This is a genomic window from Neisseria animalis (assembly GCF_900636515.1).
GTDB lineage: Bacteria > Pseudomonadota > Gammaproteobacteria > Burkholderiales > Neisseriaceae > Neisseria > Neisseria animalis.
In genome coordinates, this window is sequence record NZ_LR134287.1 from 2,213,399 (window position 1) to 2,234,386 (window position 20,988).

Genomic DNA, 20,988 nt, shown 5'->3' on the forward strand with positions numbered 1-20,988 from the left:
CGGAAATCCGCCATGAGTGCCGAAAAACCGCAAAACGTCGATGCCGCCGAAATCGCCAAGTTCAGCCAGATTGCCGATAAATGGTGGGACAAATCCGGCGAATTCAAACCGCTGCACGACATCAATCCGCTGCGTTTGGACTATATCGACCGTATGGCGCGGCTGCACGGCAAGCGTGTTTTAGATGTAGGCTGCGGCGGCGGCATTCTTGCCGAAAGCATGGCCAAACGCGGTGCGGCAGAGGTAACGGGCATTGATATGGCGGAAAAATCGCTGGCCACGGCAACCGCCCACGCAGCGGCGGAACAAGTCGGCAATATTGCCTACCGCTGTGTGCGCGTGGAAGATTTGGCGGCGGAAATGCCGCACAGCTTCGATGTCGTAACCTGCATGGAAATGATGGAACACGTTCCCGACCCCGCCGCCATCGTCCGCGCCTGCGCCGAATTGGTCAAACCCGACGGCATGGTGTTTTTCTCCACCATCAACCGCAATCCGAAATCCTATCTGCATTTGATTGTCGGCGCGGAATATGTGCTGAACTTCGTTCCCAAAGGCACGCACGACTGGCAGAAATTCATTACACCCGCCGAGCTGGCGCGTATGTGCCGCCAAGCCGGTTTGGACGTAACCGACAGCAAAGGCTTGAAATACAATTTGCTCACCAAACAATATTCCGTCAGCGACAATACCGATACCAACTATATGATTGCCTGCCGCCCCGCTTAATCCGATAGCGGCAGAACATCGGCAAAAGGCCGTCTGCAAATATGCACGCATTACCTGCATATTTGCAGACGGCCTTATTAGTTTTATTCATTCAAATTTGAAAATTTTGAAATTGCCAATTACAGACGGCTTTTATATAGTCGAATAAAATAAGAATGAGACAAGGCAGCGAAGCCGCAGACAGTACACATAGTACGGCAAGGCAAAGCAACGCTGTATCATTCTTATTTTAAATGACTATAGTTTGCATTAACATTTCCATGCGAAATTTAACAAACCTGCAAACCATTATCCCATCGTCGGACAACAACCGATCAAACAAGGCAGCACAGCCGCAAACCGTACAGATAGTACGAATCAGCGAACCGGCTGCGCCAACGGCCCGGCCAAGCTCCCGCTTTTGGGCAAGGCGCGGCAACGCCGTATCATCTGATGTTGAACGACGATAAAGCCGCACGGCAACAGGCTGCCCGCCGCACTGCTGCTTTGCGCCAAGCCATCAAAGGAACGACCATGCCCACGCTTATCCGCCCCCTGACCGCTGCCCTGCTTGCCGCGCTGCCGTTTGCCGCAGCCGCCGACACCGGACAAACCGCCGAAAATACAGACGGCTTTTTGAACACGCCGTTTTTCCAAGACGGCAAACTCAGCATTACCCACCGCAATTTCTATTTCAACCGCGACTTCCGCGACGGCGGGGCAAACCCGTTCGGCACCAACTGGGGCAAACCCCTTGCCGAGCGCAACGGCGAACGCAACGAATGGGCGCACGGTATTATCGTTGACGCGCAATCGGGCTTTACTTCGGGCAAAATCGGCTTCGGCGCGGAAGTCAAAGGCTTGGCGGGTATCCGTCTCGACAGCTCCGGCGCGCGTACCGGCACGGGGCTGATTCCCTACACCAACGGTGCAGACGGCAAGCCCGAACGCCTTTGGGGCAGCATCGGCGGCGCAGTAAAAGCCAAAATCGGCGAAACCGTAATCAAAGCCGGTAATTCGCTCACGCCCGCCAACCCGATTCTGCACACCGCCGATGTGCGCCTGCTGCCCGTAACCGCCACCGGCATTGCTTTGGAAAGCAAGGATTTCGACAAACTCAATCTGCAGGCCGGTACATTTACCCATGTCCGCGCCCAAGAATCGACCAACCACGACGACCGTTTCAGCACCGACCAAAACGGCAATGCCCAAGTCAAGCGTATCAGCTATGTCGGCGGACGCTACACATGGCAGCCGCACACTTGGGCGCAGGTGTACGCAGGTGAGCTGAAAGACCACTTCAACCAATACCACGCCCAAGCTAACCACCGCTGGCAGTTTGACGGCGGCAGCTATTTCAATGTCAACGCCGCAGGCTATTACAACCGCGACAGCGGTGCGGAAAAAGCCGGCCCCGTCAACACCAAACTTGCCGCGCTGACCGCCACCTACGGCAACGATACCCATGCGCTGACTCTGGGTATCCAGCGCGTATTCGGCGACGACCCGCTCGACTACGCCGCCACGCGCACCATCGGCAGCCTTGCCCGCTACCCTAATGCCGGCTGGGTAACGCAGTTTTCAGAAGCCAATGAAAAATCATGGCAGGTACGCTACGACTTGGATTTCAAAAAACTCGGCGCACCGGGTCTGGCGTTGATGGGTCGCTACATCAAAGGCTACGGCATGGACAACAGCAAAGGTAACGATTACTACCGCAAGCTGCGCGGCAACTATACCTACCAAGCCGGCGACAAACATTGGGAGCGCAACATCGAAGCCAAATACACCGTACAAAGCGGCAAAGCCAAAGGGCTGAACCTGCGCGTGCGCCAAACCTCGATGCGTACTTCCGGCACATACCGCTACGGCAATATCGACGAAGTGCGCGTGATTGCCGAATATCCGTGGTCGCTGTAATACCGGCAGCCGCACGAAATAATCGGATAACACAAAATGCAACCAAGCGGCCACGCCGTATCATTTTGTGTGAAACCACCCTGAAAAGGCCGTCTGCAAATCGGATTTTGCAGACGGCCTTTTTGAACCAAGCATAATATAGTCGAATAAAATAAGAATGAGACAAGGCAGCGAAGCCGCAGACAGTACACATAGTACGGCAAGGCAAAGCAACGCCGTATCATTCTTATTTTAAATGACTATAATACAGTACGCGGCCGGAGCGGAACAGCAAGCCGCCGCTCCATACGCACCCGTCTGCCTACTGCAAAAACGGATTAAACTCCCGCTCGTGCCCGATGGTCGTCATCCGCCCGTGTCCCGCAATCACACGGGTTTGCGGCGGCAACACCAGCAGCTTGGAGCGGATATTGGTAATCAGGTCTTCATGATTGCCGCGCGGAAAATCCGTTCTGCCGATGGTTTCGTAAAACAATACATCTCCGGCAATCAGCAAATCCGCCTCCGCGCAATAAAACACCACCTGCCCGGGCGTGTGGCCGGGAATGTGCAACACATCAAAACGGTACGCGCCCACTTCCAACACTTCGCCCTCTTCCAGCCAACGTGTCGGCTCGAACGCAGGCGATACGGGGAAACCGTAACCGGCGGTTACCTCCGGCAGCGACTGCAATAAAAACTCATCATCACGGTGCGGCCCGATAACCGGCACATCGCAATGCTTCAGCAGCTCCACCACACCGCCCGCATGGTCGAGATGTCCGTGCGTCAGCCAAATGCCGCGCAGATTCACCCCGCGCCGCTCGATTTCCGCCAGCAAATGCGGCACATCACCGCCGACATCGGTCAACACCGCATCGCCGCTTTCATCGTCCCACAACAGCGTACAGTTTTGGCGGAACGGCGTGACCGCGATTATTTCAAATTGTAAGGCCATAATATCTTTCCATCATTCGGATAACGAAACCCGACCCTTACCGCAGCCGCTGTTCCGCTATACAATAAAAGCCGTCTGCAATTTCGGAGTTCGGGGAAATGAACCGTATCATACCGCTTTTGACCGCCTGTTTCATCACTTCCGCAGCATGGGGGGCAGATTTGCTGCTGGCCAAAGAATACCGAAACCAAAACATCGCAGGCTGGGCAATGAGCGAAAAGCTGGACGGCGTACGCGCCTATTGGGACGGCAAACGGCTCATCAGCAGGCAGGGTTACGCCTTCACACCGCCGTCAGGCTTTACCGCCCACTTTCCCCCTTACCCGCTGGACGGCGAGCTGTACAGCAAACGCGGGCAGTTCGAGCAGATTTCCGCCGCCGTCCGCAGCGCAGACGGCAATTGGCAAGGCATCAGGCTGCACGTTTTCGACGTACCCCAAGCCGACGGCAACCTCTATCGGCGTTTGTCCGTACTGCAACGCTGGCTGGAACGGCACCCGAACGCACCCATCAGCATGATTCCGCAAATCCGCGTTCGCAACACCCGACACGCCCATGACTTTCTCAAACACATCGAAAAACAAGGCGGCGAAGGCGTAATGCTCAGAAATCCGGAAGCACCCTACACCGCAGGGCGCAGCAACAACCTGCTGAAACTCAAAAACGCGCACGATGCCGAATGCACCGTTACCCGCCACTACCCCGGCAAAGGCAGAAACAGCGGCAGACTCGGCGCAATCGGCTGCAAAAACGAAACCGGGGAATTTCGTATCGGCAGCGGCTTCAAAGACAAAGACCGCGACAATCCGCCCCCCATCGGCGCAACCGTTACCTACCGCTACCGTGGTTTTACCCAAAAAGGCACGCCGCGTTTCGCCACCTTCGTCCGCATACGGAACGAGCGATAGCACAATCGGCGTACATTGCTGTGCTGCTGCCTTATCCCGTGCGGCTTTGCCGACCATTGTTGCCAATACCGTTATTTGCAGACGGCATTAAATATGCCAACACGATTAAAACACCGCACAAAGCAGACGGCTTAGGCCGCCATTACCGTAAAGTCGGGAAACGTATTTCAAGACGTAGAACAAATACCGCTATCGAATGCTTTAATAAACCGTTGTAAATTTATAGTCGAATAAAATAAGAATGAGACAAGGCAGCGAAGCCGCAGACAGTACACATAGTACGGCAAGGCAAAGCAACGCTGTATCATTCTTATTTTAAATGACTATAAAAGCCCTTTTCAGGGCTGTTACACTTTGGAAAACCAAAAATTTTTGCGCGGCGGCCTGTTGCACGGCAATGACGAAAACAGCAAAAAGTGTACACGCCTGATACATATTACTTCGACAGCGCAATCTTGGAGATACTGAACAAAGAACTGAGCACTGCACAGGGTACACAGAGAAAAGAGACCGCAAACAAGCCAACCGCTTGCCCGTATAACAAAAACCGCCGGGTGAAGCCCAGCGGTTTTATTCTTTTGCAGGTCAAAAGAGCACAAAAAGAATCCTTTAAAATCTTGAGCAGTCCGGCAAAAGTGGTGTTTTCAAAGGTATTTTTTAGAAACAAAAGAAAAACGCCTTGATAATCAAGGCGGGAGCAAGATTCAAAATTGTAGATTAAATTATTGTTTTTAATTTATATTTTTTAGTTTGATTTTTTAAATACCCCCAAAAATACCCCCTTTTTGCAAAAGTCAGGCGGTTTTTTTGGTGGATTGTTGTATTTTTAGCCTATCCCGTTTGGTCTCGTTCTATCCCGCATAATCCCCGAATATTTTTTATTCCGTGGTGGGATTTTTGCTTGTTTGGCGGGCGGCGGTCAAGTGGCGGGGTATTGAAACGGGCAAGGCGGGGAAAAATGGAAAAAATGTATATAAGGGCGAAAAAAACGGCGGGTACAGCGGGTACGCGGGTACACTTTGGTTAAATTATTGTTTTTAAATGGTTAAACTGTACCCGTTGATGCGTTTGTCATTGGGTACAATGGGGAATGCTGCGGGTACACTTCCATAAGCCATTGTTTTTAAAGGTGTACCCGCGTACCCGTTGGTGTACCCGCTGTTTTAGGGGGTAGCGGGTACACTTTTTATTATATAAATCATAGTGTTAGTTAAAGTGTACCCGCGTACCCGCTGATTTTGCGTTTTATCGCGCGTATACGCTTTTTTCAATTCAACAATAAGCCTATTTTTTGCTTGATTGTTTCCTATTTGTTGATAATAATAGCGGTGTTCGCTTGAACGCTCCTTGTGGTTAAAAAAAGGCCGCCTGATTTGCTATCGGGCGGCCTTTATGCTGCTTGCTTGCGGGCTAGTCGTTGTCTGTGTCGTCTTCGGGCGGTTCTACCCCTACCAAGACGTAAAAGCGGCCTTTTCCGCGTTTTTTATGCTTCCAGCGGTTATCTTTTCCACGCATAAGCCAGCCTATGCCGTGTAAGACGGTGCAGGCTTTGGCTGTGTCGGCGTTGTTGATGACTTCGCTTTCAAACACGGGCGGGATTATCCAGTATTCATCAATGTCCGCCATACTGGCGGCATGGTATTGCGCGGGGCGTTTGTAGCCCGCATGGTCTCGGTCGGTGTAGTCGGTGTTCCAGTTTGCAAAGCGGGCGGTATCGGCAAAGCGTGCCATAAATGCGGCGGCGGCTTCGATAATGCGGCGGTCTTCATACTTGCCCGCGCCGTTCAAGCTGTACCAATCATCAAAGCATTGCTTCACGCCTGCCATTCCGACACCAACGGCAAGCCCTGTTATGTCGGCGGCCAGTTCCAGCGCGGCGGCGACTAATGCGAAGCGGCGGGAAACGCGGGCGGCTTGGCTGTTTAAATCGGGCAGGGTTGCTAAGAATGCGTCAAAGGCCGTCTGTATGGCTTGGCGGTCGGTTTGTTGCAGCTTGGCTATCCATGCTCGGCCTGCTGCGCCGTGGTATTGCGCCGCTGCTGCTTGCAGGTGGTCGGATAAGACTGCGCCGTTTTGGTGGCCGTGTAAGGTGTCGTAAATGCCGTATCGGGTGGCGGCGGGGATAGATGGAAGCCTTACGGCCTGCCCTGCTTCCCATTTTTCGCCTGTGCGCTCCATGTAGGCTTGCAGGCTGTATTCCCCTGTGGATAGCAGTAAGACGCGCCATTCCTGCGCGGTGCGGTTGCCGCCGTCTTTTGCGCCCTGAATCTTGCTTTTGCCGTTGATGACCGAATAGGCGGTTTTGCTGATGGTTTTGGGGTGGGCTTCGCCGATTTCGTCCAACACTAATAAGCCGTCATTGCGGGCAAGGGCGGCATTTGAAAAGCCTAAATCCGTACCGCGCCATGCCATTTTCAGGGCGGCGGGGTTGCCCCATACGCTCAAGCCGACAAGGGCGGCGGTGGTTTTGCCATCGGAACTGTCGCCGTAGAGATGAAAGCCGCCGTTTTGCTCGTTCAGGATTGCCAGCAGGGGCGCGGCTAGGGCGGTGCCTATGGCTAGGCACAGGCGGCTGTTGCCCGCTGCTTTGGCGGCGATTTCGCGCTGCCAGTCTTCAAGGCTGCCCGATACGGTGTAGGCGGCCTGTTGACTGGTGTCGCCATTGTAGATTACGCGGGCGGCTTTGTTGTCGGTATCGGCGGGCTGTAGGGCTTCGCCGTTTGGCAGGATATACGCGCCGTTTATCCAGCCTGCTTTATCGGTTACGGTGTAAGGGGTGGTTGCGCCGTCTGCTTGTAGGTAGTCGGAAAGCAGCTCACGCGCCCGCCGCCCGCTTTTGATGGCTAAGCCGTGGCTTTGCAGCCGCTGCCAGCATTGGGGCGTTCCGATTTCGGCCATTGCCAGCGCGGCGGTTTTGCTTTGGCGGGTGTAGCTGTCCCGCCATTTGATGATGCGGTAATGGTTGCCTGCGCCGTCAATGCCGCGTCCGATAAGCTCTATCGGGTCGGATAAGCGAAGCGGCGGCTTTTCGGTTACGTTGCCGTCTCGGTCTGCTTCGATGGCGATGTAGTACACGCCGCTGGATTTGCACTCAAAATAGGGTTTCAGGCTTACGGGTTCAAATTCGGCCAGCTTGGCGGCGGCGGCCTTGTCGAGTGTGATGGTCGTCATGATATTTCCCCTGTTTTACGGGCGTTCAGTTCGTCCAATGCGTCATGCCCTGCGCTTTCGGGCTGCCATATCCGCGCCGCTATGCCTGTTTTAACGGCTCTTACGGATAAATCGCGGGCGGCTTTCATGCCCGTGTTGCTGTGGTCGTGGTCGGCGCAAATAAACAGCTCTTTCACGCTCGGCGGCCATTGCAGGGATTTCATGCCGTGTGCGCTCAATGCGGCGATGGCGGGGATTTGGAAAAGCTCCATTGCGGCTAGGGCGGTTTCTATGCCCTCTGCCACAATCAGGCGGCCTTGCGTATCGGGGGCGGCAAGGTGTACCGCCGCGCCCGTCAATGCGCCTGCGTGGCGGCTTTGCATTTTTTTTGCGGGCAAAGGCTCGTCCGTATCGGGGTAAACGGCTTGCAGCTTGCCGATACGGCTGTCTGAATATTGCAGGTAGGTTTTATGCAGGCCTTGCAGGTTGCCCGCCGTGTCGGTTACGGCGGCCAGCATGGCAGGGTGGTTGCCAAGAAACAATGCGCCTGCTTCCGCGCCGTTGTGCCGCTGCGCCGTCCAATACGGCAGGGCGGCATGAAAGCAGATATTGGCCGCGCTGCTGATGATTTCGGGGGATATGCCCCGCGCTTGCAGGTATCGGGCGGCGGGGCTGCCTGTAAGGGGCTGCGCCTGCTGCCATAGCGCGGCTAAGGCCGCCTGCTTGTCGGTAACAGGCGCGGGCTGGGCGGCAGGCGGTATGCGCGGGGTGGGGCGGGCTGCGCCCGTATCGGCGGCATAGCCAAGTAAGGCGGCTACTTCGTTTACGGCGCGGGCAAAGTCGTAGCCGAATACAAGCATAAGCAAATCAAAGCCGCTGCCTCCGTCTGGCGTGCATTGGTTGCAGATAAAGCCGCCGCCGCTTCGGTGGTCGGTGTAGCGGTAGCGGTCGCGCCCGCCGCAATAGGGGCATGGCTGGTGTTTGCGGGTGTTCAGGTATTCGGCGGGTATGCCTAAGGCGGCGTGTATTTCAGGCCAGCGGCCATAGGCGGCGGCTTTGATGTCGTTCAGGTCGTATGTTTTGCGGGTCATGTTTATTTTCCTAAGGGTTCGTACACAACGCCGCCCATCGGGTCGGCTTCCCATGCTTCCAGCGTATCGGCAAGCTGGCGGGCTTCGCGGGCGGTGTAAACGGTGTAGCCGTCTGCGGTATGTTCGCGGGCGGCGGCGGTATCGGGGCAGGATTGCAGCGATAAGGCGGCGGCCAGAAAAAAGCAGGCGGTCAGGTAGTGGCGGATTTTCAGCGTTTTCACGGGGTTTGTCCTTTCGGGCAGGGCTTACCCTATCCCCTGCTCCAAACGCGCTTTTAGGGCGGTCAGGGGTCGGTCAGAAACGGGATTTGCAGGGAATAGGGTTGCAGCCTGCCAGCCTGTGCCGTTTCGGGCATAGGCGGGCGGGTTTCTGATAGGGGGATTTAAGACGGTTCGCGGCGGTAGTCAATCGCCTGTTCCAACAGTTCGCTGGAGAATGAAATGGTGTTGAACAGCCGCTCTTCGCGCTTGTCTTGCCCGCGTGAATACGTGGCAAAGGCGGCCAGCATATCAATTACGCGCTCGATTTGCAGGCAGGCGGCTTCATTCAGCAAAAAGCCGTCATAGATTGAAATACATTGCGGGATTTCGGAATCTCGGAATGCGGTCAGATTATCGGTTTCGGGGAATTTTTGAGAAGTAGAAATGTGATTTTGCATGATGATTTTACCTTTTCACTGGGTTTCAAACCCCGCTCCGCGCTGTCAAACGCGGGGGCGGGAAACAAAAGGCGGGTTGACAGACTAGTCCAGTGTACTAGCGGGCATAAAGCCCCCCGCCCCCGTTTCCCATAGAAAAAGGCAAAATAAGGGGAATGCAGATATAAAAATACCGCCGGGCAATCTCGGCTATCGGGTAGCTCTGTTGCTCGCTGCGGCATATCTGCCACTGGTGTTCGGGCTGTCAAACCCGATTGCCCGATTTAGGGCAATGCGGATATTCTGCGCCCGTGTTGCGGGGTTTGTCAAGCGGGATTAGCAGTAGTTTGCATTAACTGATTGACTTGTCGGCGATAATTGTTGTTGCTCGCTATCTATTACGCCAGATAAATCTTTGATTGCGGCTTCCAGCTCGTCCAACTCCGCCCGCAAATCGGCGGCGCGTTCGGTCAGGTCGGCGATTTTTTCGCGGCGTTCGGCTACGCTCGGCAGGTCTTCATTGCCCCATTCGTGGCCGCTTTGGTCGATGACTTCCATAATGCGGGCGTGTACCGTTTCGGGCATCAGCCAGCAAAGGGCGCGGCGCATATTGCGGGTGTCTTCGGTGTTGTTTAAAACGTCTGCGCTTGTGTTATTGAAAATCCAGCGCGGATATTTCCCGCCTATGCAAAAATCCAAACTTTTCATGCCGATGGCATTGACGGCGGTATCTCTTGAAGAATGCGGGTTAAACATGGCTTTGCTCATGTTTTTTGTGTACTCCGCCGCTTCATTCCTGATGTTTTGCATTAAAAGCGCGGAAAAATCGGCTTTGGACACAGGCATATCTTGCAGGCGGCGGATTTCGGCGTTTACCTGCGTCAATTCCGCCTGCTTTTCGGCGTGCTGCTGCTTGATTTTGGCGGCTTGGCCTTTGATGTCGGTCAAGATGTTTTTTACTGCGGTTGTCATGGTGTGTCCTTTCGGGTCAATAGTGGGTTTGATGGATGCAGGCTCTTACGGCATTTTCATAGCTGCCGCCATATTGCCGCTGATAGGCTTGTGCCAAACGGTGCAGCTTGTGGGCTTCGCCCTCCTGTGGGCTTCCGCTCTCTGAAAAGTCGGAAATGCCCGCTACAAGGCTGCCGCCGCCAAGCACCATATGCGCGGCCTGCTCATAACTCACGCCATGCAGGGCGGCATAGGCGGTTACACGCTCGTGGTCGTTTTGCGGCTCGCTGAAGTCGATAAATTCCCGCGTGAATATCAGGTAGTCCGCTTCGGCGTTTTCGCTGAAATTGAGTGCTTCCATATTTTTCAGCGATGGATTGTTCAAAAATGCAACGTGGTCTAATACAAAGTTTTTCATCTTGGTAAAGCCCGCCGATACTGCCCGCAATGCCCCCGATTTGACTTTGCCAAACAGCTCGGGGGTAACGTATGCGTGTGCAAAGATTTTGCCGTTCGCATATTCCAGCCTTTCCACAAAGCCAAGCGGTTTAAAACTTCTACGCGCATTCGGCGGCGGGTGGCCGATATACAGCGGCGCGGTATCGCCCGCTCCCTTCCCCTTGCGTTGGTTGTATTCTTCAACGGTTTTCTGCAACAGGCTTTCGGGGTAAACGGCTGTGCGCCCGTTATTGTCTCTGTGCGTTCCACTCTCAAAAATCTGAAAGCGTTTAAGTGTCAGGCTCATGCTTTTTTCTCCTTGATGATTTTGTAAATGCTCTGTACGGAAAGGCCGTATTTGCGGGCAAGCTCTCCAGTAGAAAAATTGCCGCTTTCCCAATCGCTCAAAATGGCAAGCCGCCGCTCTTCGGCGTTTAATTTGGCCTGATTTTTAAAATAAACCAACTGCCCGCCAAACTCTGCCGCTACGCCGTCCGATACGGCTACGCTTGCGGCGGCGATTACGTTTGGTTTAATGTCGAAACGCTGTAAAACCGCCGTGCATTTTTCGGCAATGCAGCTTAAAACTTCTTCGCTTCCGATGGTGGATTTAGCCATGTCAAACCCCTGTTTCAATGTTGATGGTTTCGCCAGCCGGGATAATCTCCAAGCCGTCAATCGGTTTTGCTTGCAGCGTGTCGATTTCTTGCAGAATGGCGGCTTTGTTGATTTCTTCGCGGCTGTAAATCCAGCGGCTCAAGCGGCGGCGTTTGATGGCTTTGATGATTTCTTCGGGATTGCCCGTTACTTTCACGCTGGGGCGGCCTTTGCGCCATTTGATACAGGCTGCGCCGATTTTGGCGGTCTGGCCTTTGCCGCCCGTCAATTCGGCCTTGTGGGCTTCGGCGTAAACCTTGATACGGGTTTCCAGCTCTTCCAACGCGGCGGTATCGGCGGCGGTTTCTGCCTGATATTTCTCTTTCAGCGCGGCGGTTTTATCTGCCAGTTTGGTAGCGGCCTTGTCCAGTTTGCGGCTCAATGCGCCGTATTCTTTCACGGCGGCGGCAATGTCAAATCCGATGGCGGTCATGCTGTTTCCTTTCTGTTTGCTGCCAGTTTTTCAATGTAGGCGTTGATTTCACTCTCCAGCCAGCCCGTTACATTCGGGGAAACCTTGAACGGGCGGGGAAATTCGGGGTCGTATCGGCGGTTTTTCGGGTTGGTTTTGTACCAAACGGCGGCGGTGGAAATGCTCAACCGTTTGGCTACTTCGCTTACCCGCAAAACCTCGTTTCTTTCCATTTTGGTTGTCTCCGTTTCTTTGTGTTATGCAGGGCTAGAGATTAACGGGCGGGGTTTAAAACAGGCTTTTAAAGCCGTTTAAAAAAATGATTTGAACAAACGGGCGTTTTTTTGATGAATTTCCCCAATATTGCAACGGCGTTGCAAAAATAACGGGCGCAAAAAAACCGACAAAGCGCGTTTGCTTTGTCGGTGGTTTGGTTTTCAGACGGCCTGACCCGCCCGCTCAATCTCCGCTATTGCGGTCTGATAGCGTTCTTTCAAAAATGCGGAATACCATTTCATCATTTCGCGCCGCTGTGGCAGGTATTCGGTGCGGTGGTATGCCGCCCTGACTTTGTTACGCTCAACGTGAGCAAGCTGCCGTTCGATAACGTCAGGGTCGAAGTCGTTTTCATTGAGTACATCTGTTGCTAGGCTTCGGAAACCGTGGGGAGTGGCAATATCCCGATAGCCAAGCCGCGCCATTGCATAGCTTAGGGCGTTTTCGCTCATGGGGCGGGTTTCGTCATTGCGCCCTGTAAACAAATAGCGGCAATGCCCTGTAAGCGGCTTCAGTTCTGCCAGTATCTCTAAAGCCCAATCGGTCAACGGCACAATATGCGGGGCTTTCATTTTCATTTTTTCGGCAGGTATGCGCCATTCACGCGCTTCAAAGTCAAAATCAGCCCATTCGGCGCGGCGCAATTCTCCCGCTCTGACAAACGTCAACATGATAAACAGCATGGCAAGACGGGTTACAGGGCGTATGCCGCCGTCTGAAAGCAGGCGGCGGTAAAACTCTGTGATTTCCCCCTGTGGTAAGGCGGGCATATGCTTCACGGGCGGGGTTTTGATTTGTCCGACAAGCGGCAAGGCGGGGTTATTGGTCGTCCGCTCCGTCAAAACGGCATAATTGAAAACGGCCTTTGTTTTTTGCAGCACAATACGGGCGGTTTCAAAATTGCCCGCGCCTGTAATGCTTTCAATCATGGCTTTTATTTGCCCTACCCTGATTTCCGTTATCGGCTCTTTGCCGATGGCAGGCAAAATCAGCCGCTCGAATAACGCCCATATCCGCGCCGCATTGGTGGGCTGCCAGCTTGCCCGCTGGTGTTGATACCATTCAGCGGCAAGGTGGGAAAAGGTATTCTGTAACGCCGCTTGCCGCTCACGCTTGGCGGTTTGTTTGGCGGCGGCGGGGTCGATGCCTGCTGCCAGATTGCGGCGGGCGTTTTCTGCTGCTTCGCGGGCTTCTACCAACGACACGGCGGGGTATTTGCCGATTGATAGCAGCTTCTCTTTGCCGTCTATGCGGTATTTCAGCCGCCATAACTTGCCGCCAGCAGGGGTAACGGCTAAATGCAGGCCGCCGCCGTCTGCCAGCTTATAGGGCTTGTCGGCTGGCTTGGCGTTCTTTATTTGTCGGTCGTTTAATGGCATTTGGGGGTATTTTTTCGGGGGTATTTGGTCGATACCCCCGATAATACCCCCTAAAAATGGTTGCTTCAATACAACGGCATTAGACGGCGTTAGACGATACGGGCGGGAAATGAAAAAGGGGAAATGGTCGGAAAGCCTTACTGGCTGGGCGTTTGGTTTATGGCGTTAGACGGTATCAGACGAAAAAAAGGCCGCTATTTTTAGCGGCCTTTTCGTTGTGTGGTTGCGGGAGCAGGATTCGAACCTACGACCTTCGGGTTATGAGCCCGACGAGCTACCATGCTGCTCCATCCCGCGTCAGAGAATGTAACTATACGGCTTTTAAAATCCGATGTCAAGCGTTTTTATAAAAAATCTGTTCCGTCTTGGCAAGCCGCGATAAAAACGCGCAAAAAAAAGCCTGCTGCGGGCAGGCTTTTTGGAAAAATGCGGCAAACCGCTTAATCAAACAAGTCTTTCAGTTTGTCCAAAAACGACTGTTTGCGCGGGGTTTGGCTGCGGTCGAGGCCGGTGGAGATTTTTTCAAATTCTTCCAGCAGCTCTTTTTGGCGGTCGGTCAGATTGACCGGCGTTTCCACCACGACATGACAGTATAAGTCGCCTACCGCGCTGGAGCGTAAGGATTTGATGCCTTTGCCTTTTACGCGCATACGGCGGCCGTTTTGGGTTTCTTTCGGGATATTCAGTTTGACTTTTCCGTCCAAAGTCGGCACTTCCACATCGCCGCCCAAAGCTGCCACGGCGAAGCTGATGGGCAGTTCGCAATGCAGATCCAAACCGTCGCGCTCGAAAATTTTATGGTCTTTTACGCGCACGTTGACATACAAATCGCCTGCCGGTGCGCCGTGCTGGCCCGGCTCGCCTTCGCCGCTCAAGCGGATACGTTGGCCGTCGTCGATGCCTGCCGGAATGTTTACTTCAACGGTTTTGCTGGTTTTGGTGCGGCCTTCGCCACGACATTTCACGCAAGGCTCTTTGATTTCTTTGCCGGAGCCGTGACAGCTCGGACAAGTCTGCTGCATTTGGAAAATCGCTTGGCGGATGTGTACCGTACCCGAACCGTGGCAGGTGGAACAAGTGGTTGGAGATGTACCGGGTTTTGCGCCGCTGCCGTGGCAGACATCGCATTCTTCGTAAGTCGGAATTGTAATGCGCTTTTTGATGCCTTTGGCTGCTTCTTCCAAGGTAACCTCTACGCCGACCTGCAAGTCTGCGCCCTGATAGTTCGGCTGTCTGCCACCGCCCGCCGCACCGCCGAACATCTGGCTGAAAATGTCGCCGAAATCGAAGCCTTGTGCGCCGCCGAAGCCGCCGCCGAAACCTCCGAAGCCGCCCGCACCGCCACCCATGCCCTGCTCGAAAGCGGCATGGCCGAACTGGTCGTAAGCGGCACGTTTTTCTTTGTCGGAAAGGGTGTCGTAGGCTTTTTGTACTTCTTTAAACTTCTCTTCCGCTTCCTTGTTGTCGGGATTGCGGTCGGGGTGGTATTTCATCGCCAGTTTGCGGTAGGCTTTTTTGATTTCATCATCGCTCGCGCTTTTCGCCACGCCCAGCGTTTCGTAAAAGTCTTTGTTGCTCATGGTTTGTATTGTGATGTTCAGTGAAATGGAAATTGTTGGGGAAATATGGGCATAAACGGCAAAACTCAAGTGGTTGGCAACAGCATAGTCGAATAAAATAAGAATGAGACAAGGCAGCGAAGCCGCAGACAGTACACATAGTACGGCAAGGCAAAGCAACGCAGTATCATTCTTATTTTAAATGACTATAACTTCACGCTTTATGCCGTCTGCAAAAACAAGCCGGCATTTTGCAGACGGCATAAAAGCGCGCATAATGTAAATCTGCACTTCAAGCGACTACATTTCTTTGACAAACCTTAACTCTTACCCTAATATGCAGCCCGTTATCGGGCGGATATGCCGGTCGGATTGATAATTTTAGTCCGAAATCAGGCTTTTCTGCATTGTGTTACCCACTTTTAGAGAGAATACTATGGAATGGGAATTTAACGGTTATTACACCTTGATTGCCGCCACGCTGGTATTGCTGTTGGGCAAATGGCTGGTCAGCAAAATCCGCTTTCTGCGCGATTTCAATATCCCCGAGCCTGTGGCAGGCGGTTTGATTGCGGCAGTTATCCTGTTCGCGCTGCATCAGATGTACGGCGTGAGCTTCAAATTCGAGAAGCCGCTGCAAGACGCGTTTATGCTGATTTTCTTTACTTCCATCGGTTTGAGTGCCGACTTCTCGCGCCTGCGTGCGGGCGGCTTCCCGCTGGTTTTGTTTACCGTTATCGTCAGCGCGTTCATTCTGATTCAAAATGCTGTCGGCGCAGGTTTGGCATCGGTACTGGGCTTGGATCCTCTGATTGGTTTGATGACCGGCTCGATTACTCTGACGGGCGGCCACGGTACGGCCGGCGCATGGGGTCCGATTTTTGAGAAGGAACACGGTGTTGTCGGTGCAACCGGCTTGGGTATGGCTGCGGCAACTTTCGGTCTGGTCTTCGGCGGCCTCATCGGCGGCCCGGTTGCCCGCCGTCTGATTAATCGTCAAAACCGCAAACCTGTGGCTCAAGCTGCGGCGGACAACGATGTTTCCGACAGCAGCACCAACGACGTTTTTGAAAAAGCCGGCCGTACCCGCCTGATTACAGCGGATTCCGCCATCGAAACGCTGGCGATGTTTGCCGCCAGTATCGCATTCGGTCAAATCATGGATATGGTGGATGCCGAATATTTCCCTTCTTACCTGAACCTGCCTAAATTCGTATGGTGTCTGTTCGGCGGTGTGATTCTGCGTAACATTTTGACTCTGGTGTTCAAAATGAATATGTTCGACCGCGCCATCGACGTATTCGGCAACGCTTCCCTGTCGCTCTTCTTGGCCATGGCGCTGCTGAACCTGAAACTGTGGGAGCTGGCAGGCTTGGCCGGTCCGGTAACCGTAATCCTGTTGGCGCAAGTTGTGGTGATGATGCTGTACGCGACTTTCGTTACCTACATCGCAATGGGTCGCGACTACGATGCGGCGGTATTGTCTGCCGGCCACTGCGGCTTCGGCTTGGGCGCAACGCCGACTGCGGTTGCCAATATGCAATCCGTTACCAACACTTTCGGTTCTTCGCACAAAGCCTTCCTGATTGTACCGTTGGTAGGGGCGTTTTTCGTCGACATCATCAATGCACTGATTTTGTCGGGTTTCGTAAACTTCCTCAAATAACCGTACAGACAAGCTGAAAATACTTGCCAAAGCACCTGCAACGCCTTATCGTTACAGGTGCTTTTTTATTATCGTCATACCCGACACTCAAAATAAGCGCGATACGGGCATACTGCCTTATCCCGCTCTGATTTCCTGCCGGCTCAAGATTATGCCGTCTGCAAATCCGGCTGATAACCGTTTGAAACCGCATATCGCGGCAGTTTGAAGGAGAAACTTATGCATCCGAAACTGCTTGCCGCCGCTCTGCTCCCACTTCTGCTGCTGGGTGCGTGCCGCGGCGAAAAGCCCGAACAAAACCAACCCGCACTGGCTTGCGACCACCCCAACGCCGTACAAAACGTGCGCGACCACATCATCGGCACACTCACCCGTGAAGCCAAAGCCTTTGCCCGCAACGACAACCGTAAATTTGTCGATGCCGACAAAATCATTGCCGCCGCCACCCAGCTTACCGTCCGTCTGGATCAGGCAAAAGCCGTGCGAGACGGCAATAAGATGTTGTGCCAAGCCGGTTTGAGCGTACATATCCCCAGCGACATCGCCGCCGCCGCAGAAAGCGGCAGCCCGCTCATCTACGGACAAACCGCCATACGCGAGCTGGTAGAACAAAAAATCATGGGCAGCAATCTCGATTTTGACGGCTCAACTTTCCGCACCGTTTTACGCTACACCCCGAAATCAGACGGCGGTATCGCCTTTCAAGACAATGCCATCGAGCAAACCGCGCAAACGCTGTCGGTTGCCCTGCTGCCTTACGGGGTGAAAAGCATCGTCGTGATTGACGGTCAGGCAGTCAGCAAAGAAGAAGCAGTCAAACGCCTGTCGGCGGAGCAATTCCCCGAACCGCCTGCTGCCGATCCCGAAGATATTTTAGAGAACAATGCCGCCAGCCAAGCCGAGGGCGTACCGGCTGCAACGGAATTTGACGAGGAAACGGAAGTTCTCGTCCCCAACAGCGGCGACACCCCTGATATTCCGGCCGTAGCGCAAAGCGAATTGGACAACGCGCGTACTCAAAACCAACACGCCGAAGCCGACATTACCCGCATTTGGCACAAAATGGAACGTGGCGTACAGCAAAATATGATTGACGAACAGCGCGCATGGTTACACAAGAAACAGCAAGACTGTCTGCGCGCTTCTGCCGTTGCCGACAATCCTGCTCAGGCCGAATACCTGCAACTGCAATGCGATACGCGCATGACCCGCGAACGCATGCAATACCTGCGCGGTTACGTTATCGAATAAGCGCCGTTTTGCAGACGGCCTAATCAGACGGCAATGCACCGCCCGCACATTCCGGTGTTCCGGCAGCACATTGCCGTCTGCTTTTTTGATATGGTCGTCCAACACGGAATCAAACGGAGTGGCGGACTTGCTGCTTCAACAGTTGCGCCAAGCCCTCTCTGGGCAAAACGCAGCAAGGTCGCATCATTTTACGCGAACGGCTGCATCTTTATTGCCGCCGCACCCGCCGCTAATGTTTGCCCGACCGCCAAATCGACCACATAATCCACAAGCTGTTGGCAAACGCCAGCAGATAGCCGATAAACCCAATCAGTTTCGGCCCGGTCTCAATACTCATCACAATAGACGAGCCGATGATGAGCGCGGCGGTTACGATACCCATCGTCAGGCGGTTGGTGGCGCGGTCCAACTGGTGCCCGAACTGGTCGAACCTTTTAAAATCAAGGGTAATGCCCATCTGCCCTTTTTGCAGACGGCGGCTCAGACGGAACACGCTCTGCGGCAGCTCGTCCGCCGCCTGAAGCAGCGTATGCAGGTGCATTTTGCTCTTGCGGGCAAGCTGCTTGGGCGAAGTCCGCTCTTGAAAAGCGTCCAATACAATCGGCTTTGCCCGTTCCAGCAACTCGATTTTACCGTCCAACCGCTTCACCACGCCCTCCAGCGTAATCAGCGTTTTAAACAGCATCACCAAATCTCCCGGCAGCGTCAGACTGTGGCGGCGCATGATTTGGGTAATGTCGTTGATGACTTGGCTGATACGCAAATCGCGCACCGGCGTGTGTTCGTAGTTCAGCAGCATTTCCAACACATCTGCTCCGAGCAGGTTTTCATCGGGCAAGTCGCCCTCCGCCCAGTTGCTCAATACATACTGCATGGTAAATTGGTCTTTGTTGGCCAGCGCGGTCAGCAGCTCGACAATCTCACGCCGGCGCGTACTGCTGAGGTGGCCGACCAAACCGAAATCAATCAGCGTAATCCGTCCGTCACCGTTCACAAAAATATTGCCCGGGTGCGGATCGGCGTGGAAAAAACCCTGCTTCAAAATCATGGTAAACAGCGTATCGGTAATCCGTTCCGCCAGCCGCGCGCGCATTGCAGACGGCATTTCATCAATATCGATGTTTTTCAGCAGCGTATCGCCGATATGCTCCTGAACCAGAATCTGACGGTTGGAAATTTCCGGATAAACCGTCGGAATATGGATAAACTCATGCCCCTCGAAAGTCTGCCCGAACCGCTGCATATAACGCAACTCTACCGACAAATCGGTTTCCTTTGCCAAACTACGGGCAAAATACTGCACCATCTGCACCGGCTGGTAGCGGCGCGTTTCCGGAATCTCCGACTCAATCAGGCTGGCAAGATGGTTCAAAATCCGCAAATCCGCCTGAATCACCGGCTCAATGTCGGGGCGTTTGATTTTAACCGCCACCGTCTCCCCGCTGACCAACACCGCCTGATGCACCTGTGCGATAGATGCGCTGCCGACCGGCCGGGGGTTGATGTATCGGAAGACTTCCCCTACCGGCCTGCCCAGTTGCGATTCGACCAGCGTTTCAATATCGCCGAACGGAATCGGCGCAACATTGCTTTGCAGCCGCTCAAATTCCTCAATCCATTCCGCGCTGAAAATATCCACCCGCGTCGACAACACCTGCCCCAACTTGATAAACGTCGGACCCAGCTCCTCAAAAGCCATACGGAAGCGGCGCGGCGTACTCAAATAACGGCTCTTCGGGTCTGCCTGCGTTTTATCGCCCTGATGCACCGGCTTGATGCGCTGCACAAAACTGCCCAGCCCGTGCTTGGTCAGAATGGTCATAATCTCGCGCATCCGCGACAAATCGCGCAAGGCCAGCAAAGTCGGAATCATCATGAGAAGCACTCTTTATAAAAATATTGAAAATCAAACCATTAACGCAATCTAACCATTGCTTTTTTGCCAAATCGGCCGTTTTTTATATACAATCGGCCTGATAAAAGAAAGTTACAGCATAACATACAGTGCAATCAAATAAGAACCGCGCGCACCGCCGCTTTTTTATTTGATTGCACCGTTATTTGCAGGCGCAACAGCCGTCTGCACGGAATCAGATATGAACAAGATTTTCCGGCCGGCAGCCATTCTGTCGGCACTCTGCCTGCTCTTTGCAGGCGGTTTTGCCTATGCCGACGAGCTGGAAAACCTGCTCAACCGGCAAAACGACCGCCAGCAGATTTTACGGCTGTTTGACAACGGTACAACAACCTCCCCCGCCCCGAAAAAAGCCGTTGCCCAAAAAATAAGCGTATCCCCCCCTTCCCCGCAGCCCGACAACAACGGCAATGCCGACGAACTGATCCGCAGCGCCATGGGACTGCTCGGCGTTGCCTACCGCTACGGCGGCACATCGGCCGCAACCGGTTTCGACTGTAGCGGTTTCATGCAACACATTTTCCGCCGCAGCATGGGCATGACCCTGCCGCGCACTTCCGCCGAACAAGCCAAGCTGGGAACGCACGTTGACCGCAGCGATTTACAGCCCGGAGACATGGTGTTTTTCCGCACCATGGGACGCGGGCGCATTTCCCACGTCGGCCTCTATATCGGCAACAACCGCTTTATCCACGCGCCCCGCACCGGTAAGACCATTGAAATCACCAGTTTGAGCAACAAATACTGGGGTTCCAAATACGCCTTCGGCCGCCGCGTTAAAAAACATGATTCCGCCCGATTCGTCAATTAAGGAAACCGCATGAGTATGCCTGAAATGCCCAAATGGTACAGCGACGACGGACAAATCGTCTCCTGCACCGAAAAAGTCAAAGTCATGACCGAAAACATGACCGAACTCTACCAGCTTGCCCAAGATGCTTTTGAAGACGCGCTCCTGATGGGTTGCGGCGAAGCGCAACTGCGCGAATACCTGCAGGCACTGGTTGCCGGTGTGGAAAACCCCTACCGTCCGCTAAACAACCGCTGATTCCGCCCGACCAAGCCGTCTGCAAAATACCAACAGTTAACACATTTCGCGTCCGTGCATTTTGCAGACGGCATTTGCGGCGGCA

General features: G+C 53.9%; 21 protein-coding genes and 1 tRNA gene. 8 read left to right on the forward strand and 14 right to left on the reverse strand.

Features of this window, described 5'->3' with window-relative positions; translation table 11 throughout:
• Positions 1-12 precede the first annotated feature (12 nt).
• Positions 13-729, forward strand: coding sequence for a bifunctional 2-polyprenyl-6-hydroxyphenol methylase/3-demethylubiquinol 3-O-methyltransferase UbiG (ubiG, locus tag EL111_RS10315; protein ID WP_123796253.1), 717 nt, complete (start codon positions 13-15; stop codon positions 727-729).
• Between the two features lie 432 nt (positions 730-1,161).
• Positions 1,162-2,628 carry an OprD family outer membrane porin gene (locus EL111_RS10320; RefSeq protein ID WP_126325862.1) on the forward strand — a complete coding sequence of 489 codons (1,467 nt, stop codon included), beginning with the start codon at positions 1,162-1,164 and terminating at the stop codon, positions 2,626-2,628.
• Between the two features lie 301 nt (positions 2,629-2,929).
• On the opposite strand, the gene EL111_RS10325 is transcribed toward EL111_RS10320, so the two are convergent.
• Positions 2,930-3,565, reverse strand: coding sequence for an MBL fold metallo-hydrolase (locus EL111_RS10325; protein ID WP_123796255.1), 636 nt, complete (start codon positions 3,563-3,565; stop codon positions 2,930-2,932).
• Positions 3,566-3,663: 98 nt separating this feature from the next.
• Here EL111_RS10325 and EL111_RS10330 point away from each other — a divergent pair, with 98 nt between their 5' ends.
• Positions 3,664-4,473, forward strand: a complete 810-nt coding sequence (locus EL111_RS10330; protein ID WP_123796256.1) for a DNA ligase — start codon at positions 3,664-3,666, stop codon at positions 4,471-4,473.
• 455 nt (positions 4,474-4,928) lie between these two features.
• The gene (locus EL111_RS10335; RefSeq protein ID WP_123796257.1) at positions 4,929-5,156 is read left to right on the forward strand and encodes a hypothetical protein; all 228 of its coding nucleotides are present in this window, start codon (positions 4,929-4,931) and stop codon (positions 5,154-5,156) included.
• 727 nt (positions 5,157-5,883) lie between these two features.
• Here the strand turns inward: EL111_RS10335 and EL111_RS10340 are convergent.
• The 12 genes from EL111_RS10340 to dnaJ all read right to left on the reverse strand — a co-directional run bounded on the left by EL111_RS10340 (position 5,884) and on the right by dnaJ (position 15,044).
• On the reverse strand, positions 5,884-7,644 hold the full coding sequence (locus tag EL111_RS10340) for a DUF927 domain-containing protein (RefSeq protein WP_123796258.1): 1,761 nt from the start codon (positions 7,642-7,644) through the stop codon (positions 5,884-5,886).
• Positions 7,641-8,714 (reverse strand): DUF7146 domain-containing protein, encoded by a 1,074-nt coding sequence (locus EL111_RS10345; RefSeq protein ID WP_123796259.1) that lies wholly within the window; start codon positions 8,712-8,714, stop codon positions 7,641-7,643. Before EL111_RS10345 ends, EL111_RS10340 begins: the two co-directional genes overlap by 4 nt.
• A 2-nt stretch (positions 8,715-8,716) precedes the next feature.
• Entirely contained in the window at positions 8,717-8,935 is a 219-nt protein-coding gene (locus EL111_RS10350) for a hypothetical protein (protein WP_123796260.1), read from the reverse strand.
• Between the two features lie 161 nt (positions 8,936-9,096).
• The gene (locus tag EL111_RS10355) at positions 9,097-9,372 is read right to left on the reverse strand and encodes a hypothetical protein (protein WP_123796261.1); all 276 of its coding nucleotides are present in this window, start codon (positions 9,370-9,372) and stop codon (positions 9,097-9,099) included.
• Between the two features lie 315 nt (positions 9,373-9,687).
• Complete coding sequence (locus EL111_RS10360; protein ID WP_123796262.1) at positions 9,688-10,323, reverse strand: hypothetical protein; 636 nt, start codon at positions 10,321-10,323, stop codon at positions 9,688-9,690.
• Positions 10,324-10,339: 16 nt separating this feature from the next.
• Entirely contained in the window at positions 10,340-11,047 is a 708-nt protein-coding gene (locus tag EL111_RS10365; RefSeq protein WP_123796263.1) for a hypothetical protein, read from the reverse strand.
• The gene (locus EL111_RS10370) at positions 11,044-11,358 is read right to left on the reverse strand and encodes a Mor transcription activator family protein (RefSeq protein ID WP_231998388.1); all 315 of its coding nucleotides are present in this window, start codon (positions 11,356-11,358) and stop codon (positions 11,044-11,046) included. Before EL111_RS10370 ends, EL111_RS10365 begins: the two co-directional genes overlap by 4 nt.
• Before the next feature lies 1 nt (position 11,359).
• Positions 11,360-11,830, reverse strand: a complete 471-nt coding sequence (locus EL111_RS10375; protein WP_123796264.1) for a host-nuclease inhibitor Gam family protein — start codon at positions 11,828-11,830, stop codon at positions 11,360-11,362.
• A complete protein-coding gene (locus EL111_RS10380; RefSeq protein WP_123796265.1) occupies positions 11,827-12,042 on the reverse strand; it encodes a helix-turn-helix transcriptional regulator in 216 nt (71 codons plus the stop codon). The genes EL111_RS10375 and EL111_RS10380 overlap by 4 nt, the downstream gene beginning before the upstream one ends.
• A gap of 204 nt (positions 12,043-12,246) precedes the next feature.
• Positions 12,247-13,464, reverse strand: a complete 1,218-nt coding sequence (locus EL111_RS10385; protein ID WP_123796266.1) for a tyrosine-type recombinase/integrase — start codon at positions 13,462-13,464, stop codon at positions 12,247-12,249.
• Between the two features lie 220 nt (positions 13,465-13,684).
• Positions 13,685-13,761 (reverse strand) — tRNA-Met (locus tag EL111_RS10390).
• 143 nt (positions 13,762-13,904) lie between these two features.
• Positions 13,905-15,044, reverse strand: a complete 1,140-nt coding sequence (gene dnaJ, locus EL111_RS10395; RefSeq protein ID WP_123796267.1) for a molecular chaperone DnaJ — start codon at positions 15,042-15,044, stop codon at positions 13,905-13,907.
• Between the two features lie 415 nt (positions 15,045-15,459).
• Between dnaJ and gltS the strand changes: the two genes are divergently transcribed.
• Positions 15,460-16,689, forward strand: a complete 1,230-nt coding sequence (gltS, locus tag EL111_RS10400) for a sodium/glutamate symporter (RefSeq protein WP_123796268.1) — start codon at positions 15,460-15,462, stop codon at positions 16,687-16,689.
• Between the two features lie 219 nt (positions 16,690-16,908).
• Positions 16,909-17,940 carry a lysozyme inhibitor LprI family protein gene (locus tag EL111_RS10405; protein ID WP_123796269.1) on the forward strand — a complete coding sequence of 344 codons (1,032 nt, stop codon included), beginning with the start codon at positions 16,909-16,911 and terminating at the stop codon, positions 17,938-17,940.
• 229 nt (positions 17,941-18,169) lie between these two features.
• Here the strand turns inward: EL111_RS10405 and EL111_RS10410 are convergent, their stop codons facing one another.
• Positions 18,170-19,816 carry an ABC1 kinase family protein gene (locus EL111_RS10410; protein WP_123796270.1) on the reverse strand — a complete coding sequence of 549 codons (1,647 nt, stop codon included), beginning with the start codon at positions 19,814-19,816 and terminating at the stop codon, positions 18,170-18,172.
• 220 nt (positions 19,817-20,036) lie between these two features.
• Between EL111_RS10410 and EL111_RS10415 the strand changes: the two genes are divergently transcribed.
• Entirely contained in the window at positions 20,037-20,666 is a 630-nt protein-coding gene (locus EL111_RS10415) for a C40 family peptidase (protein ID WP_126325863.1), read from the forward strand.
• A 9-nt stretch (positions 20,667-20,675) separates the two neighbouring features.
• Positions 20,676-20,903: a hypothetical protein gene (locus tag EL111_RS10420; protein ID WP_123795816.1), complete on the forward strand. Its 228-nt coding sequence runs from the start codon at positions 20,676-20,678 to the stop codon at positions 20,901-20,903.
• Positions 20,904-20,988 lie beyond the last annotated feature (85 nt).